The 15,835-nt window shown below is 71.6% G+C and carries 15 protein-coding genes and 1 pseudogene; 9 read left to right on the forward strand and 7 right to left on the reverse strand.

Annotation, left to right across the window (positions count from 1 at the left end):
- Positions 1 to 99 precede the first annotated feature (99 nt).
- Positions 100 to 1,488, reverse strand: coding sequence for a cytosine permease (locus DEJ06_RS05315; protein ID WP_111022444.1), 1,389 nt, complete (start codon positions 1,486 to 1,488; stop codon positions 100 to 102).
- 111 nt (positions 1,489 to 1,599) lie between these two features.
- Here DEJ06_RS05315 and DEJ06_RS05320 point away from each other — a divergent pair, with 111 nt between their 5' ends.
- The 6 genes and pseudogenes from DEJ06_RS05320 to DEJ06_RS18550 form a co-directional block, all read left to right on the forward strand.
- The gene (locus tag DEJ06_RS05320) at positions 1,600 to 2,364 is read left to right on the forward strand and encodes a hypothetical protein (RefSeq protein ID WP_146245791.1); all 765 of its coding nucleotides are present in this window, start codon (positions 1,600 to 1,602) and stop codon (positions 2,362 to 2,364) included.
- A 24-nt stretch (positions 2,365 to 2,388) separates the two neighbouring features.
- Positions 2,389 to 2,580, forward strand: a complete 192-nt coding sequence (locus DEJ06_RS05325; RefSeq protein WP_071404448.1) for a hypothetical protein — start codon at positions 2,389 to 2,391, stop codon at positions 2,578 to 2,580.
- Positions 2,581 to 2,626: 46 nt separating this feature from the next.
- Complete coding sequence (gene nucS / locus DEJ06_RS05330) at positions 2,627 to 3,322, forward strand: endonuclease NucS (RefSeq protein WP_017887754.1); 696 nt, start codon at positions 2,627 to 2,629, stop codon at positions 3,320 to 3,322.
- A gap of 101 nt (positions 3,323 to 3,423) precedes the next feature.
- Positions 3,424 to 4,098 carry an HAD hydrolase-like protein gene (locus DEJ06_RS05335; protein WP_071404447.1) on the forward strand — a complete coding sequence of 225 codons (675 nt, stop codon included), beginning with the start codon at positions 3,424 to 3,426 and terminating at the stop codon, positions 4,096 to 4,098.
- Complete coding sequence (locus DEJ06_RS05340; protein ID WP_111032463.1) at positions 4,095 to 5,372, forward strand: CynX/NimT family MFS transporter; 1,278 nt, start codon at positions 4,095 to 4,097, stop codon at positions 5,370 to 5,372. Before DEJ06_RS05335 ends, DEJ06_RS05340 begins: the two co-directional genes overlap by 4 nt.
- A 314-nt stretch (positions 5,373 to 5,686) precedes the next feature.
- Positions 5,687 to 6,184 (forward strand): annotated as a pseudogene (locus DEJ06_RS18550) (ArnT family glycosyltransferase); the annotation flags it as partial.
- 1,401 nt (positions 6,185 to 7,585) lie between these two features.
- On the opposite strand, the gene DEJ06_RS05350 reads toward DEJ06_RS18550, so the two are convergent.
- Both DEJ06_RS05350 and DEJ06_RS05355 read right to left on the reverse strand, forming a co-directional pair.
- Positions 7,586 to 8,419, reverse strand: coding sequence for an SDR family oxidoreductase (locus DEJ06_RS05350; protein WP_111038645.1), 834 nt, complete (start codon positions 8,417 to 8,419; stop codon positions 7,586 to 7,588).
- A 59-nt stretch (positions 8,420 to 8,478) separates the two neighbouring features.
- Complete coding sequence (locus DEJ06_RS05355) at positions 8,479 to 9,120, reverse strand: nucleoside/nucleotide kinase family protein (RefSeq protein ID WP_111038646.1); 642 nt, start codon at positions 9,118 to 9,120, stop codon at positions 8,479 to 8,481.
- A gap of 54 nt (positions 9,121 to 9,174) precedes the next feature.
- Between DEJ06_RS05355 and DEJ06_RS05360 the strand changes: the two genes are divergently transcribed.
- On the forward strand, positions 9,175 to 9,543 hold the full coding sequence (locus DEJ06_RS05360) for a VOC family protein (RefSeq protein ID WP_111038647.1): 369 nt from the start codon (positions 9,175 to 9,177) through the stop codon (positions 9,541 to 9,543).
- A 9-nt stretch (positions 9,544 to 9,552) separates the two neighbouring features.
- On the opposite strand, the gene DEJ06_RS05365 is transcribed toward DEJ06_RS05360, so the two are convergent.
- The 4 genes from DEJ06_RS05365 to DEJ06_RS05380 all read right to left on the reverse strand — a co-directional run bounded on the left by DEJ06_RS05365 (position 9,553) and on the right by DEJ06_RS05380 (position 13,687).
- Positions 9,553 to 9,993: an NUDIX hydrolase gene (locus tag DEJ06_RS05365; protein ID WP_111038648.1), complete on the reverse strand. Its 441-nt coding sequence runs from the start codon at positions 9,991 to 9,993 to the stop codon at positions 9,553 to 9,555.
- 292 nt (positions 9,994 to 10,285) lie between these two features.
- The gene (locus tag DEJ06_RS05370) at positions 10,286 to 10,876 is read right to left on the reverse strand and encodes a TetR/AcrR family transcriptional regulator (RefSeq protein ID WP_111038649.1); all 591 of its coding nucleotides are present in this window, start codon (positions 10,874 to 10,876) and stop codon (positions 10,286 to 10,288) included.
- A 77-nt stretch (positions 10,877 to 10,953) separates the two neighbouring features.
- A complete protein-coding gene (locus tag DEJ06_RS05375; protein ID WP_111038759.1) occupies positions 10,954 to 12,276 on the reverse strand; it encodes a carboxylesterase family protein in 1,323 nt (440 codons plus the stop codon).
- Positions 12,277 to 12,388: 112 nt separating this feature from the next.
- Positions 12,389 to 13,687 carry an MFS transporter gene (locus DEJ06_RS05380; protein ID WP_111038650.1) on the reverse strand — a complete coding sequence of 433 codons (1,299 nt, stop codon included), beginning with the start codon at positions 13,685 to 13,687 and terminating at the stop codon, positions 12,389 to 12,391.
- 227 nt (positions 13,688 to 13,914) lie between these two features.
- Here DEJ06_RS05380 and DEJ06_RS05385 point away from each other — a divergent pair, with 227 nt between their 5' ends.
- Positions 13,915 to 14,715: a sugar phosphate isomerase/epimerase gene (locus DEJ06_RS05385; protein WP_181436688.1), complete on the forward strand. Its 801-nt coding sequence runs from the start codon at positions 13,915 to 13,917 to the stop codon at positions 14,713 to 14,715.
- Positions 14,712 to 15,827: a Gfo/Idh/MocA family protein gene (locus DEJ06_RS05390; protein ID WP_111038652.1), complete on the forward strand. Its 1,116-nt coding sequence runs from the start codon at positions 14,712 to 14,714 to the stop codon at positions 15,825 to 15,827. The genes DEJ06_RS05385 and DEJ06_RS05390 overlap by 4 nt, the downstream gene beginning before the upstream one ends.
- Positions 15,828 to 15,835 lie beyond the last annotated feature (8 nt).

Consider the following 15,835-nt stretch of genomic DNA (forward strand, 5'->3'; position numbering starts at 1 on the left):
TCGCGGGGGGGGGTGCTGGTTCGTGGAGTGGGGACCGGCCGCGCCGTCGCGCGGATCAGGGGTGCGGCGACGCGACCGGCCGTTCGGGGAGCGCCCGGGTCAGGCGGCGGGGGTGGCCGGTGCTTCGGCGACCGGGGCCTCGGTGGCAGCCGGCGCGGCCTCGGTCCGACTGACTCCGACGCCGCGGATCAGCCCGACCTTGCCGGCGACCACGTAGAGCACGAAGGCGATGACCACGGAGTTGATCGACGGGATGCCGACGGCGACGAAGTACCCGATGAGCGAGGCGACCGCCCAGATGACCAGGGTGGCCGGCACCCAGGTGGGCGAGGTCGCCGGGATGTTCTCGGCGTCGCTCAGCTCGCGGCGCCAGCGCTTCACGACGAAGTACTCCGCCACCATGATCCCGGCGATCGGCGGGAAGACGACCCCGAGCACGGACAGGAACGGTGTGAGGGCCCCGAGGAACCCGACCGCGGCGAGCACCGAGCCGACGACGCCCATCACGAGCGTCACGAGCCCGCGGTTCACCTGCTTGCCGAACACCGCGTCGATGAAGTTCGTGACGCCGAGGCTCGAGCTGTAGATGTTCCAGTCGTTGATCTTGAACGTGCCGAGCAGGATCACGAGGATGCCGACCCAGCCGACGCTCGACGTGATCACGCGGGTGATGTCCGCGGAGCCGACGGCGTGTGCGAGCAGGACACCGGCCAGGCCGATGACGTACTCGCCGAGCGTCACGCCGAGCAGCGTCTGCTTCACGACGTCGCCGACCGAGCGGTTGAAGCGCGTCATGTCCGGCGTGATCACCGCACCGACGATGAACCCACCCGCCACCAGGGTGGTGCCGGCCACGAAGCTCAGCTCCGGACCGGCCGGGGCACGCGCGGCGAGCTCGGCGATCGAGTGCCGGCTCAGCTCGACGATGACCGCCCAGCCGACGAGCACCAGGAACAGCGGCACGGTCACGTTCGCCAGCCACTGCATCGAGTGGAACCCGCGCAGGACGATCGCGGTGACGAGCAGCCCGAACACGAGCGACCACGCCCAGGCGGGCAGGATCGGCAGGATCGAGACGAGGCCGGCCGCCGAGACGCCCGACTGGATGCCGAACCAGCCGATCAGGCTCAGCCCGATCGCCAGCCCGACCAACGCCGAGCCGGCCTTGCCGAACCCCGTCCAGCGGGCGATGACCGAGGTGTTCAGGCCCTCCTTGACGCCGATGACGCCGACGAGCACCGAGACGATCTCCAGGATCACGGCGCCCAGGGTGATCGCCCAGAAGGCGTCCCAGAAGCTCATGCCGAAGCCGAGCGTCGCACCGAGCAGGAACTGGGACAGGGCCGAGATCTGCCCGAAGCGCTGCACGGCGACCTGGAACCAGCCGTAGCGCGCGGACATCGGGACTCGGCTGAGCGAGTAGTCGTCGACGGCGACCGACTCGGAACGGGGGGTTCGTGGTGCTGACACTGCTGTCTCGCTGGCCATCGTGGCTCCTCGGGGAGGGGTGTCGGCGTGGGCCGATCGGGGTGTCAGCCACGGTAGGACGGCTTCGGATTGCGGTACATGTGCAGAACGTCGTTACGGGCATGTGAATCCGTGCCCTCTGCACAGGTGCGTCTTCGCGCTCCCAACTGCGAATTGCCTCTTGTGGAAGTGATGTATCAGGTCCAGAGTTTCAGCATCTGGCAACGACGCTCGACAGGAGAACCCATGAAGCTCAGCACCGTCAACCCCGTCCGCACCGCCCTGGTCGCGATCTCAGCCGCAGCGGTCTGCGCCTCGGCACTGGTCGGCAGCCCCGCCAACGCAGTGGAAGCCGATCCGGACGCGTCGACCTTCTTCTCCGCCACGGATCTCGATGAACTGGCTCCGAACGGCAGCGCAGCACTCGATCCGGCCGTCTTCCTCGAAGGGCTCGAGGAGCTCGAAGCATCGTCCGTGCGCCGCCAGGCGGTCACCGAAGCCGGCCTGACCTCGTACCGGTACATCGTCGACGAAGGAACGCTCACGCTCCCGAGTGCCGCCGACGTCAGGGCGGCCATCGAGGAGGCAGACGAGACCGGATCCGCCGGAACGATCTCGCCGTTCCTCGAGGCCCGCTTTTCGGGGATCAAGACAGCGATCGGGTTCAACACCGTCGACCAACAGGCTCTCGCCGCGGGTGGCGGCGCAGCCATCGGTGCCGCCATCTGCCTCATCCCGGGCGTCGGCTGGGCAGCCTGCGCCGTGATCGGTGTCGTCGTCAGCGTTGCGACCACATACGTGTTCCAGCACGGCATCTGCAGCGGCGGGCGGAAACTGTGGTGGTACGACGTGAAGGGTGGCTCGACCGTCGGTTGCCGGTCATCGGCACCGTTCTGAGCGAGGACAGGGAAGGACGACACCATGCGGTCATGGCTCCTGTACATCGCGATCGTCATCGCTGCCCTCGTGGCACTCCTGGTGCTCGGCAACTGGATGCCAGCTGCTTCGTCGGCCGTGTTCTCCATCGGCACCCCCGTCATCGTGATCGGCGCTGGGCTGGGAGCGAAGTACGTGAAGGAACGGCTCAAGGGCCGACATGCGCACCAGCGATGACGAGACGGCGGCGGCGGCGAGCCCTCCGCCCGGTTAGGCTTCCGGGGTGCGTCTCGTCATCGCCCGGTGCTCCGTCGACTACGCGGGCCGGCTCTCAGCCCACCTGCCGCTCGCGACCCGCCTGCTCATGCTCAAGGCGGACGGCTCCCTGCTCGTGCACTCCGACGGCGGCAGCTACAAGCCGCTGAACTGGATGAGCCCGCCCTGCTCGATCGAGATCACCGAGCCGGACGAGGAGCAGTCGGTCGCCGGCATCACGCAGGTGTGGACGGTGACGCAGAAGAAGACGCAGGACAAGCTCATCGTCTCCCTGTACGAGGTGGTGTCCGACGAGACCCACGACCTGGGCGTCGACCCGGGCCTGGTGAAGGACGGGGTCGAGGCGCACCTGCAGCAGCTCCTGGCCGAGCAGATCGAGCTCCTCGGTGACGGCCACACCCTGGTCCGTCGCGAGTACATGACGGCGATCGGGCCGGTCGACATCCTGGCCCGCGACGACGCAGGGGCGAGCGTCGCGGTCGAGATGAAGCGCAACGCCAACATCGACGCGGTCGAGCAGCTCACCCGGTACCTCGAGCTCATGAACCGCGATCCGCACCTGCGCCCGGTGCAGGGCGTGCTCGCCGCGCAGACGGTGGCACCGCAGGCACGCACCCTCGCCGAGGACCGCGGCATCCGCGTCCTCGTGCTCGACTACGACGCGATGCGCGGCATCGAGGGCGGCCACACCCGCCTGTTCTGACCCGCGTCGGGCCGTCCGGCCTGGAGGCACGGCCCACCCCCGCCCCGCCGCCGACGGATCCCGGATGGTCCCCGCCACGTCCCGGCTAGGGTGGGCAGGACATGACCAGCCCGTTCTCCGCCATCCTGTTCGACCTCGACGGCACCATCAGCGATTCAGCGCCGGGCATCCTCGAGAGCCTGACGCACACCTTCCGCACCGTCGGCGTCCCGGTGCCGGACCGCGACACCCTGATGTCGTTCGTGGGCCCGCCGATCATGGACACGTTCCGGATCGCGATGGGCATGGACGACGAACTGGCCGACCGCACCCTCGCCGTCTACCGCGAGCACTACTTCTCGCACGGGGCGCTCGACTCCGAGATGTTCCCGGACATCGACGTCGTGTTGCGCACCCTGCACCAGGCGGGGCTGCCGATCTCGACGGCGACGAGCAAGCCGGAGACCCCGGCGACCTACATCCTCGAGCACTACGGGCTCACCGGGGACATCGACATCATCACGGGCGCGAGCGACGACGAGGTGCGGTCGAGCAAGGCCGACGTCGTCGAAGAGGCACTGCGACGCCTCGAGGCCCACGGCTTCGACACCAGCCGCCCGGTGCTGATCGGCGACCGGAAGCACGACGTCGAGGGGGCGACCGTGCACGGCGTCCCGGTCGTCTTCGCCGAGTGGGGCTACGGCTCCCCCGACGAAGCCGAGGGCACCATCGCCCGCGCCGCCACCCCGCTCGACCTGCTGCCGATCCTGCTGCCGTCCGCGACGCCGTCCGCATGAACGACGTTGCACGCCGGGGCCTCCGCGGCGCCGCCTGGTTGCTGCCCGCGGCCATCGTCCTGATCGCCCTGAACTTCCGCGGCCCGATCGTCGCGACCGCCCCGGTCATCGGGGACGTCCGCGCCGACCTCGGCCTGACCGCGACGATCGCCGGGCTGCTGACGACGATCCCGGTGCTGTGCTTCGCCCTCGCGACGCCGTTCGCCAGCTGGGTCATCGCGAAGGCCGACCCCGAGCGCGCGGTGTCCCTGTCGCTCGTCATCGTGCTCGTCGGCACCGTCGTGCGCTCGATGCCCTCGTCGGCGGCGCTGCTGATCGGCACCGCGGTCATCGGCATCGGCATCACGATCGGCAACGTGGTGATCCCGGTGGTCATCCGGCGGGACACCTCGCCGGAACGCGTCGGCCTGGTCACCGGCGTCTACACGTCGGCGCTCAACGTCGGGTCGATGATCACGTCGCTCGGCACCGCTCCCCTGGCCGCCCTGTGGGGGTGGCCGGTCGCCATCGCGATCTGGGCGGTCTTCGCACTCATCGCCGCCGCGGCCTGGACCTACACGGTCGGTGCTCGTGCCGCCTGGCGACGCCCGCTGCCCTCCGAGCGGGACGAACCACTGCCCGTCACCGGCCCGATCGACCAGGTGCTCGACACCGGGGCGATCCGGACGGCCCGTGCCGCCGAGGCCGCACGGGTCGCCGCCGCCGAGCCCATCCGACCGGCACGACGGCTCATCACCTGGGGGCTGACGCTCGCCTTCGGCGGTCAGGCGTTCTCGTACTACGCCCTCACCGCGTGGATCCCGACGCTGCTGCACGACGAGATCGGGTTCTCGAAGGCGTCGTCGGGCGCGAGCTCGTCGGTGTTCCAGATCCTGGCCGTCGTCGGGGCACTCGGTGTCCCGCTGCTCGCGACCCGGTGGCGACCGGCGGCGATCATCGCCCTGGTCGGCACCCTGTGGCTGGCGATGCCCCTCGGGCTGCTGTTCGCCCCGCAGCTCTGGTTGCTGTGGTCGGTGCTCGGCGGTGCGGCCCAGGGCGGCGGCATCACCGTGATCTTCATCGTCATCGTGCGGATCGTCTCGAGCGACGCCGACGCCCGTCGGATGTCCGCGTTCGTGCAGGGCGGCGGGTACCTGCTCGGGTCGGCCGGGCCGCTCGTCGCCGGCGCGCTGCACGGTGCGACGGGGAACTGGACGGCACCGCTGCTCGTCGTGCTCGTCGCGGTGCTCACCCTCGGCGTCGTCGGGACGTTCGCCGCCCGACGGGTGTCCTGACCCCGAACCCGAACGCCGGCTGAGACCCCGCTCCGGCTCGACCCCCGAGGCGCTGACCGACGGGGGCCGCACCCGCACGACCCCTCAGCGCGCGGACCGGCTTCGCGGCCAGCTGGCGGCACGGTCCCGGCCGGTCGTCATCCCGGACGGCCAAGGTCCGGAGAGTGGACATCCGACGACCCGCCCGCTGGCGGGACCAGCCGCTCGCGGCACGGCTCACCCTGCTCGTGATCGCGGGCGGCACGACCGCGCTGCTCGCCTGGAACCTGGGCCGTGGCGGGGACTTCAGCTTCTACCAGGCGTCGGCGCGGTCGATGTCCGAGTCGTGGCCGGCGCTGTTCTCGGGCGCGTTCGACCCCTCGGCGACGGTGACGCTCGACAAGCTCAGCGGCTTCGCCGTCCCGCAGGCGCTGAGCCTCCGGCTGTTCGGGCACTCCACCGCCGCACTCGCGTTCCCGCAGGTCGTCGAGGGCCTCGTCACGCTGTGGGCCTGCTCCCTGGTCGGACTCCGCTGGGCCGGTGTCGGGACGGGCCTCGTCGCCGCCGCGGCAGCCGGGTCGACGCCGGTCTTCGTGTCGATGTTCGCGCACCCGATGGAGGACGGCATGGTCACCGCCGCGCTGGCGGTCGCCCTGCTGTGCTGGCAGCACGCGGCACTGACCGGGCGCTGGTGGCCGCTCGTCACTGCGGGCCTGGCGGTCGGCGTCGGGTTCCAGGCGAAGATGGTGCAGGCCTGGTTCGTCCTGCCGGCGCTGCTGCTCGGCACCCTGCTGGCCTCGGCCCGGTACGACGGCGGCTCCTTCCGCTTCGGCACCCGGGTGGTCCGCGCCGGGGTGCTCGGGATCGTCGCAGTCCTGGCGTCGGTGTCGTGGGTCACCGCGCTGGCGCTCACGCCGTCGGGTTCGCGGCCGTGGGCGGACGGCTCCACCGACGACAGTCCGCTCGCGATGGTGTTCGGGTACAACGGCATCGACCGGTTCCTGCCCGGCGCGGTGCCCGGGTCCGTCCGGTCGTTCACGGTGCCGTTCGGTCCGCACACCTGGCGCGGTGGTCCGGCCGGGTTCGGCAAGCTGCTCGGACCGCACCTGGCGTCGCAGGTGGCCTGGCTCCTGCCCGCGGCGGTGTTCGGCGTGGTGGTCGCGGCCGTGGTGCTCGTCCGCCGCCGTGCGGAGCGACCCGGTGCCCTCGGCTCCCCGTTCGGGCACGCGTTCGACACCCGCGCCGGATCCGCCACCCTGGCCGTCCTGGTGGTCTGGCTCGGCACCGCGGCGGCCGTGCTCTCGGTGGCCGCCGTGCCGCACACCGCCTACGTCGCCGCGATCGGCGTGCAGCTCGCCCTGCTCGCAGCGCTCGGGTGGCGCGGTGCGGTCGGGCTCGTCCGGGCGCAGGCTCGAGGGCTCCGGGCGCTCCCGGTCGTCCTCGCCGCGGCGCAGCTCGGCTGGGTGGTGTTCCTCGCGCGGGGCACCGCGATGCCGAGCGTGCTCGCCGTGCCCGCGATCGCCGTCTCGACGGTCGCCGTCGTCGCGACGCTGGTGGCGGTGTGGTGGCGACCCCGCTGGGAGGCGACGCGCGGGCCGGACCGGCACCGGGCCTCCAGGACGGTCATCGCGCTGGCAGCCGGGCTCGCGCTCGTCGCCGGCCCCGCCGCGTTCTCACTGCAGGCCCTCGACGCGACCCGCGACGGCAGCGGCGTCGACGCGTCGGTCGGGCCGTGGCCCGCACGCTGGCCGATCCCGGTCGGCAGTCCGGACGTCTTCCACGTGTCGCGCCCGGACCCGTGGGGCGGGTCGACGCCCTACCCGCGTGCCCTCAGCCGGCTCGTCGCGACCGCGCGACGCCTGGAGGGGTACCGGCACGACGAACCGCTCTTCATGACGGACACGTGGCACATCTCCGCACCCGTGATCGACGCGACCGGACTCCCCGTGCTGACAGACGGCGGGTTCTCGGGCACCGTGCCCGTCTTCACGACGCACCAGATCCGCCGGAGGATCGCCGACGGCCTGCGCGTCCTCGTCGTCGAGGCCCACGCGCCCCGCACGGACCCGGTCCTGCGCGCCGCACTGGTCGGGGGCTGCCGAGCACTCACCAGCGGCACCCGGCACGCACGCCTGCCGATGCAGCCGCGCCGGGCGGACGGCATCGCCTGGACCGTCTGGCACTGCGGGCTGCCCGGGCCGTCCGTCGGACCCGGTGCGCACCGCCACCACGGGTCAGCTCGCGGCGAGCACCTCGCGCAGGGACATCGGCGGACGCCCGGTGATGCGTTCGACGTCGCCGGACACGTGCGCGAGCGCCCCCTCGGCGATGGCCGTGTAGGTGCTCACCCAGGCGTCGGCCTGCCACGGCTCCGGGTTCCACTGCGCACGTGATGCGTACGCCTCGTCGAGGGTCTCCGGGTGGTAGCTGATCGTCCGGCCGCGGACCTCGGACACGATCGCCGCCGCCTGGGCCAGGGTGATCGCCTCGGGGCCGGTCAGCTCGTACGTCTGGTCTCGGTGCGCGTCCGGGTCGTGCAGCACCGCGGTCGCGACGCGGGCGACGTCGGCACGGGCCACCGCGGCCATCGCGCCGTCGCCGGCCGGGCCGCGGATGACGCCGTCCTCACCGACCAGGTCCTCGACGAAGTCCAAGTAGAAGCTGTCGCGCAGGAACGTGAACGCCATCCCGCTCTCGCGGATCGCCTGCTCCGTCGCCCAGTGGTCGCGTCCGAGCGTGAAGGTCGCGTCGGGAGCCGCGCCGAGGAACGACGTGTAGACCACGTGCCGCACGCCCGCGTCGGCCGCCGCGGCGACGAACGCCCGGTGCTGGTCGAGGCGGTCCTGGGCCTCGGCCGCCGAGACCATGAGCAGCACCTCGACGCCCTCGAGCGCCGCTCGGCTTGCGTCGGCGTCGGCGAAGGTCGCGACGGCGACCTCGGTGCCGGGCAGCTCCGGCGCACGCGAGGCGTCGCGCACGAGCATCCGGAACGGCACGGCGTCCGCGGCGAGCGCCGCGCTCACGGCGCCCCCGATGTTGCCGGTCGCTCCGGTGATGGCGATGGTCATTGTCGCTCCTCGTGTCGGTGTCGGTGTCGGTGTCGATTTCGGGTCGCGTCGGTCGGTGGTCACGTCCACACAGTCCTGGAGGCCCGGATCACCGTGGGCGCGACCCTGGCGGCGTTCACGCCGTCCACCTCCACCGCCCACGCCCGGGCGGCGTCGTGGTCGCGGCCGTGCCGCATGTGCCGTCCGACCAGGCGGTCGAGCCGCACGTCGTCGGCGACGGCGCAGAACCAGGTCTCGGTGAAGAGCGCCGGCAGCGCCGACCACGGTGCGGTGTCGTCGAGCAGGTAGTTACCCTCGGACACCACGAGGCGGGCGGCGCGGGGTACCGCGATGCTGCCGGCGACGGGTTCGTCCACGCGACGGTCGAAGTCCGGCGCCCACACCACGTCCTCGTCGACGGTGACGAGTCGGCGGACGAGCGCGACGTAGCCGTCGGCGTCGAAGGTGTCCGCCGCGCCCTTGCGGTCGTGCCGGCCGAGGGCGTCGAGCGCCGCGTTCGACAGGTGGAAGCCGTCCATCGGGACCTGCACCGCCGTGCCGGCACCCAGGCGGTCGTCGACGGCGGTGACGATGCGACGGGCGAGCGTGGACTTGCCAGCGCCCGGTGCTCCGGCGATCCCGAGCACCGTGCGGCGGCTCGAACGGGCCAGTTCGACGGCGCGCTCGACGGCCTGGTCGACGGCCGTGCCGGAGTCGCTCACGGCCTCATCCTCGCAGAGCGCACCGACGCCGGGCCGCGGTGGTTCACTTGCCGCATGGTCGATGCGACGAAGGCGTTCAGCGGGTTCTCGGTGCGCGACGTGCCCGAGGCGAAGGCGTTCTACGAGGACGTCCTGGGGGTCGAGGTCACCGAGGACCACGGCATGCTCTTCCTGCAGCTCGGCGGTGGACACCAGGTGCTCGTCTACCCGAAGGGCCCGGGTCACGAACCGGCGGCCTTCACGGTGCTGAACTTTCCGGTGCCGGACATCGACGCCGCGGTCGACGAGCTCACCGCGAAGGGCGTCGTGTTCCTGCAGTACGAGGGGATGACCGACGACCGGGGTGTGAACCGGAAGGGCGGGCCGCTCATCGCCTGGTTCACCGACCCGTCGGGCAACGTCCTCAGCGTCATCGAGGAGTGACGCCAGCGGTCAGCGGGACAGGGCGCCCGCCCAGCCGAGGGCGATCGGCACGAGCAGGCCGTGGCGGTGGTGCGGGAGCTCGGCGACGGGGATCCACCGCGACTCGTCGGTCGAGCCGTCGAGCTCGTGCCGCAGGGCTCCCCCGGTGATCGTCGCCCGGAACACCACCTGCACGGCCTTCATCGTGCGACCGTTGGCGTGGATGCGGCGCTCCGCGGGGACGATGTGGTGTCGGACCCCGAGCAGGGCACCGGCTTGGGCCTCGTACCCGGTCTCCTCGCGGATCTCGCGCACGACGGCCTGCTCGACGGTCTCGTCGAACTCGACCCCGCCGCCCGGTAACGTCCACGTGCCCGCGTCGGGGTGACGCAGCTTCGCCAGGAGCACGCGGTCACCGTCCGTGATCACGCCGTAGGCGGCGAGCCGGGTGTCGTAGTCCGTGTACTCCATGGGCCGACCATGCCAGGTGGGTGCACCGACGTCTGCCAGCCGCGCCGGGCCTCCAGGCCGTGGACCGGGGTGGTGCGGACGCTCCTCCAGCCCGCTAACCGGTCACGACCCCCCGCGGCCCGCACGCCGAGCGGTCACAGACCGTCGGCCCCGCCGCCCGCAAACGACGGAACGTGACCACGCGACGCAGCACGTGCGGTGTGTCGCGACCACTCCCCGGGCCGGCAGGCGCGAGTCGCCGCCGCCATGGGCCTCCCGGCCAACCGCACCCGACGTGGGCGCCCGACCCGGATCAGGCGTCGACGCGTGCCGCCGCCCAGCCCACGCGCATCCGAGCGACCGCCCGGTCGAAGGCGCTGAGCGGTTCCCCGTCGTCGCGGATCACGGACTGCAGCTGGAGCCCCTCGTACAGCGCCATGAGCTGCTCGGCTGCGTGCCGGGGCGATGCGCCGCGGGGTTCCCGGCCGGCGACGACGTCACGGACCAGGGCGAGGGTGACGTCCTCGAACGCTCGCGTGTACTGCGTGCGGAACCACCCGGCGGCGGGGTGGTCGGGGTTCGAGGCGGCGCTGAGCACGGCGACCCGGAGGCGCACGAGGGCGGGATCTTCCACGCCCGCCGCGAGCCGGGCACGCAGGTAGGCGACCGTGCCGTCCCGCTCCGCGATCGGCCAGAGCTCGAGTCGGCTGCCGTTGTTCCACTTGTCCATGACCGCGACCACCAGGAGTTCCCACATCGGGTACGCCCGGTGGAACTCGTCGGCCGTGACACCGGCGTGCTCGGCGACCTCGTCGGGCCCGACACGGTGGAAGTCCCCGGCTCGGTAGGCACTGATCGCCCCGGCGATGATGCGTGCGCGGAGGTCGACATCGGTCGTGGGCATGCTGACGATTGTGCGGGGCCGGTCAGCGGCCCGCGACCGCCAGTTCAGGGGGCGCGGCCACCGTCGCCGGCTCCCGGTCAGCCGCGGTCGAACGTCAGCGTCTCGTCGTCGGGGGCCCGGACCTCGCCGGTGCGGGCGAAGTCGGCCCAGATCGCCCGGAAGGCCCGACCGCGGCGCTCGACCTCGGGCCAGTCGCGTTCGGGGACGAACCGGGTGCCGGCCCAGGCCTCGCGGCCGCCGAGCAGCAGCGGCAGGTCGCTCATGTGCACGGCTCCGGTCGGGGCGCTCGTGACACCGCGGTGCAGTCGGTACGAGGTCGCCCGGCCGCCGGCGCGTCGGTGCCGCTCGGTGAACCGTCGGGCGTCGCGCCCGTAGATGACGTCGGACAGCGGACGCACGACCCACCACCGCAGGGCCGACCGCAGCACCCGTGACCGGGTGACCCGACGCAGGCCGGGCACGAGCGGCACGTACATGCCGGCCTCGTCGGAACCAGACCCGATCAGCACGTCGACGTCGGGGGCGACCCGGCTCCACGCGGCGTCGAGGTCACGCTCGGCGGGCAGCGGCGCGAAGCCGTACTGGGTGCCGAAGGGCATGCCGGCGGCGAGCCCGTACGGCGCGGCGGCCCGGGTTCCGAGTGCCTGACGGTCGAGCAGGTCCTCGAGCGGGGTGTCGGCGTGCACGGTGCCGACCGCCCGGACCATCGCGCGGTTCATCCGTGCCCGACGGCGGGACAGCCCGAGCGGAGCGCTCTGGATGATCGCGCGGCGGAAGAGCCCTTCGGCGCCGGCACTGATCATCAGGTGCGCGGCCGCGTCCCCGCCGGCCGACTGCCCGAAGACGGTGACCAGGTCGGGGTCGCCGCCGAACGAAGCGATGTTCGCGCGCACCCAGCGCAGCGACTCGACCAGGTCGAGGAGCCCGAGGTTCGCCGGGATCGTCTCGCCGTCACCGAGGAATCCGAGCACGCCGAGCCGGAACGTGACCGACACCACGATCACGCGCTGCTCGGTCACCAGGTCGCGGGCGTCGTAGATCGGCAGGTCGCCGCCGCCGATGACGTACGAGCCACCGTGGATCCAGACCATCACGGGCAGCTGCTCGCCTGGACGGACGTCGGCGGGCAGCGTGATCGAGAGCCGCTGGCAGTGCTCGTCGACCTCGATGCCCTGGATCGGGTTGAGCAGCAGGTCGACGAACTCCTCGTGCGGCTGCGGTGCCACCGGCGACGGGGTGGACGCGTGCAGCTCGCCCGCGAACGGTGGCATCGGCTGCGGCGGGGCGAACCGTTCGGCCTGCGCGTACGGGATCCCGAGCGCCCGCACCACGTCGCCGTCGACCGTCCCGATGATGCGGCCGGCGGGGGTGTCGAACGGGGCTGGGGCGGCGGCGAGCATGTGGATCACGCTATCGGGGCCGGCTGACGCAACCAGGCAGACGGACGGGAGGCCCGTGGCGGCGTCGCCACGGGCCTCCCGTCCCTCTTCTGGTCGCGGTGCGCGACGGGCGTTACCGCACCCGCTTGATGGGGATCACGACGAGTGCGCCGATGAGGGCGATCGCGCCGGCGGCCCAGCACATGAGCTCGTAGTTGTCGGCGGCACCGTCGGACCCGACCTTCAGGAAGAACAGGGCGATCGCCGGCGCGAGTGACTGCGGCAGCGCGTTCGCGATGTTGATGACACCGAGGTCCTTGCCGGGCCGGTCGGCGTTCGGCAGCACGTCGACGACGAGCGCCGTGTCGATGGCCGAGTAGATGCCGTAGGCGAAGCCCATGATGACCTCGGCGACGTAGAAGCCGGTGACCGTGTCGGCGTGCGCGAGCGCGACGAGCCCGACCGCGAACATCGCCGTCGACCCGCCGACGAACACCTTGCGGCGACCGAGCTTGTCCGACGCCCAACCGGACAGCGCCGCACTGACCAGCAGCGCGATCGTGTAGAGCAGGACGCCGAAGGCGACGGCGGCCGTGGCGTCCTTCGGCTTCTCGATGCCGATGTGCTCCTGCATGTAGAGCAGGCGGTACGTCGTGAACATGAACGTCGCGAGGATGATGAGGAAGCGCGACCACCACGCGAACGCGAAGTCCGGGTTCTTGACCGGGTTCGTCCAGAACGACGCGACGAGGTTCAGGAACGTGAACTTCTTGACCTTGTAGGTCGGCAGGTCGTCCCGCGCGACGACGGCGTACACGGCGACCAGGATGATCGCCAGGATGCCCGGCGCGATGAACAACACGGGCAGGTTCGCGACGAAGAAGACCGACAGGTAGGTGCCGGCGAGCACGGCGATGTTCTGCGCCAGCGCGATGATGCTCGAGGACCGGCCGCGCTGCAGCTGCGGCACGTTGTCGGCGAAGCTCGCGAGCAGGGTGGCGAGCGTGGCGTTCGCGGCGAGCTGGGCGAGCAGCCAGGCCAGCGTCAGGTTGAGGACGTCGGGCGAGTAGGCGATCCACGCGAGGGCGATCGCGAAGACCACGACACCGCTGAGCAGCCAGGGGCGACGACGGCCCCAGCGCGTGCGGGTGCGGTCGGACAGGGCACCCGCGAGGGGGTTCATGATGAGCGCACCGAACGCGCCGATCGGCAGCACCGAGCCGATGACGTTCGCAGCGTCGTCGCCGACCAGGGCCTGCGCCTTGAGCTGCATGCTCACGTAGACGGGCGCCATGAGCGCGACGAAGAGGCCGAACTGCCCGAGGAACAGGGCGATCTGGTAGCCGATGCCCACCTTCACCGTGCTGACGGGCTGGGTGATGCCCTCTTCCGGGTTGAGCAGTGCCGGGCTGCCGGGTTCGGGTGTGCTCATGACGCCTCCTTGAGTCGATGAAAACCTTGCCTGACAAGGTTTTTCCGACGCGAGCATACATCGACACGTGTTGTCTGCAACACCGACCGCTTCCCGGGCCGCGTCACACGGGGCAGCAAAAACTACACACCGGGTGGTTTTTGGGGTAGCGTCGTCATCGATCTCGCCGCGGAGCATCGCTCCTCGACGGGCCGCGACACCCAGACAGGATCGAAGGAGCCTCTGCAATGCCCACCACTTCTGTGCAGCTGTACTCGCTGCGCGACGCCATCGCCGAAGACCTCGACAAGGCCATCGCCCGTGTCGCCGAGATCGGGTACGAGAACGTCGAGCCCTACGCGTTCGTCGAGCGCGCCACCGACCTCGAGCGTGCGTTCGCGGCCACCGGCCTCAAGGCTCCGTCCGGCCACGTCGCCGTGATCGACGCCGAGGACACCGCGCCGATCTGGGACGCTGCCGAGCGCCTCGGCATCCGCACCGTCATCGACCCGTTCATCCCGACCAACCGCTGGCAGACCGCCGACGACGTCGCGAAGATCGCCGAGCGCGTCAACGAGCTGACCGCCGAGGCAGCCGGCCGTGGCCTGCAGTTCGGCTACCACAACCACCAGTGGGAGTTCACGAACAAGGTCGACGGCCGCACCGTCTACGACCTGTTCGTGTCGCAGCTGTCGCCGGAGACCGTCCTCGAGGTCGACACCTTCTGGGCGACCGTCGGTGGCGCCGACGCCCCCGCCGTGCTCAAGGGCCTGGGCGACCGCGTCGTCGCGATCCACGTCAAGGACGGCAAGGTCGACGGTGACATCCGCACCGCGCTGCCCTCGTCCGAGAGCGCCCTCATCGTGCCCGAGGCACTGCAGCGCGCCTTCGAGAACCAGACGCCGGCCGGTCAGGGCGACGTCGACGTGACCGCCATCCTCGCCGCCGCACCGCAGGCGATCCGCGTGGTCGAGTTCGACGCGTACAAGGGCGACGTCTTCGAGGGCATCACCGAGTCCCTCACCTGGCTCAAGGACAACGACAAGTGAGCCGTGTCGGGATCGGCATCATCGGTGCCGGCAACATCTCCACCCAGTACCTCGAGAACCTGACCAAGTTCGCCGACGTCGAGGTCCGCTTCGTCGCCGACGTGCTGCTCGACCGCGCTGCTGCCCAGGCGGCGGAGTACGGCGTCGCCTCGTCGGGATCGGTCGAGGAACTCCTCGCCCGCGACGACATCTCGATCGTGATCAACCTGACGATCCCGGCCGCACACGCCGAGGTCGACCAGCAGATCATCGACGCCGGCAAGCACGTCTGGAGCGAGAAGCCGATCGCGACCGACCACGCGTCGGCCGCCGCGGTGCTCGAGTCGGCGAAGGCCAAGGGCCTGCGCGTCGCGACCGCTCCGGACACCGTGCTCGGTGCGGGCATCCAGACGGCGCTCCGGGCCATCGCCCGCGGTGACATCGGCGAGCCGCTGTCCGCGACGACCCTGTTCCACGTGCCCGGACCCGAGGCGTGGCACCCGAACCCGGACTTCCTGTTCGCCACCGGCGCCGGCCCCCTGTTCGACATGGGCCCGTACTACGTGACGACCCTGGTGCACGCGTTCGGCACCGCCTCGCGCGTGCAGGCCGTCTCGTCGAAGTCGCTCGACCGTCGCACGATCGCGTCCGGCCCCCGCGCCGGCGAGACGTTCCCGGTCGAGGTCCCGACGCACCACGCGGCCCTGATCGAGTTCGCCGGCGGGCAGTCCGCCCAGTCGACGTTCTCGTTCCAGCACGCCCTGCCGCGCATGGGCTTCGTCGAGATCAACGGCACGCTCGGCACGATCTCGCTGCCGGACCCGAACACGTTCGAGGGCTCGTCGCAGCTCTGGCGCTACGGGCAGGACGAGCCCGAGACGCTCGAAGCGGTCGGCTCCACCTGGGGCCGTGGCACCGGTGTCGTCGAGCTCGCCCGCGCCATCGCGGAGGACCGCCCCGAGCGTGCCTCCGGCGCCGTCGCGCTGCACGTGCTCGACGTCCTGCTCGGCATCCGTGACGCGGCCGAGTCGGGTTCCGCCGTCGACATCACGTCGACCGTGGACGCGGTCCCGCCGCTGCCCGAGGACTTCGACCCCGCGGCAGCCGTGCTGACCGCGGGCGCGAACGCCTAGGAGCGCCG

This window comes from Curtobacterium sp. MCLR17_051, assembly GCF_003234395.1.
In the GTDB taxonomy this organism is placed as follows: domain Bacteria; phylum Actinomycetota; class Actinomycetes; order Actinomycetales; family Microbacteriaceae; genus Curtobacterium; species Curtobacterium flaccumfaciens.

Excerpts from the sequence above, each read along its gene's own strand:
- DEJ06_RS05360 (WP_111038647.1), top strand. The coding sequence starts at position 9,175 with ATGGTCGATGCGACGAAGGCGTTCAGCGGGTTCTCGGTGCGCGACGTG.
- DEJ06_RS05315 (WP_111022444.1), bottom strand. The coding sequence starts at position 1,488 with ATGGCCAGCGAGACAGCAGTGTCAGCACCACGAACCCCCCGTTCCGAG.
- DEJ06_RS05375 (WP_111038759.1), bottom strand. The coding sequence starts at position 12,276 with ATGCTCGCCGCCGCCCCAGCCCCGTTCGACACCCCCGCCGGCCGCATC.
- DEJ06_RS05350 (WP_111038645.1), bottom strand. The coding sequence starts at position 8,419 with ATGACCATCGCCATCACCGGAGCGACCGGCAACATCGGGGGCGCCGTG.
- DEJ06_RS05365 (WP_111038648.1), bottom strand. The coding sequence starts at position 9,993 with ATGGAGTACACGGACTACGACACCCGGCTCGCCGCCTACGGCGTGATC.
- DEJ06_RS05380 (WP_111038650.1), bottom strand. The coding sequence starts at position 13,687 with ATGAGCACACCCGAACCCGGCAGCCCGGCACTGCTCAACCCGGAAGAG.
- DEJ06_RS05340 (WP_111032463.1), top strand. The coding sequence starts at position 4,095 with ATGAACGACGTTGCACGCCGGGGCCTCCGCGGCGCCGCCTGGTTGCTG.
- DEJ06_RS05335 (WP_071404447.1), top strand. The coding sequence starts at position 3,424 with ATGACCAGCCCGTTCTCCGCCATCCTGTTCGACCTCGACGGCACCATC.
- DEJ06_RS05325 (WP_071404448.1), top strand. The coding sequence starts at position 2,389 with ATGCGGTCATGGCTCCTGTACATCGCGATCGTCATCGCTGCCCTCGTG.
- DEJ06_RS05385 (WP_181436688.1), top strand. The coding sequence starts at position 13,915 with ATGCCCACCACTTCTGTGCAGCTGTACTCGCTGCGCGACGCCATCGCC.
- DEJ06_RS05370 (WP_111038649.1), bottom strand. The coding sequence starts at position 10,876 with ATGCCCACGACCGATGTCGACCTCCGCGCACGCATCATCGCCGGGGCG.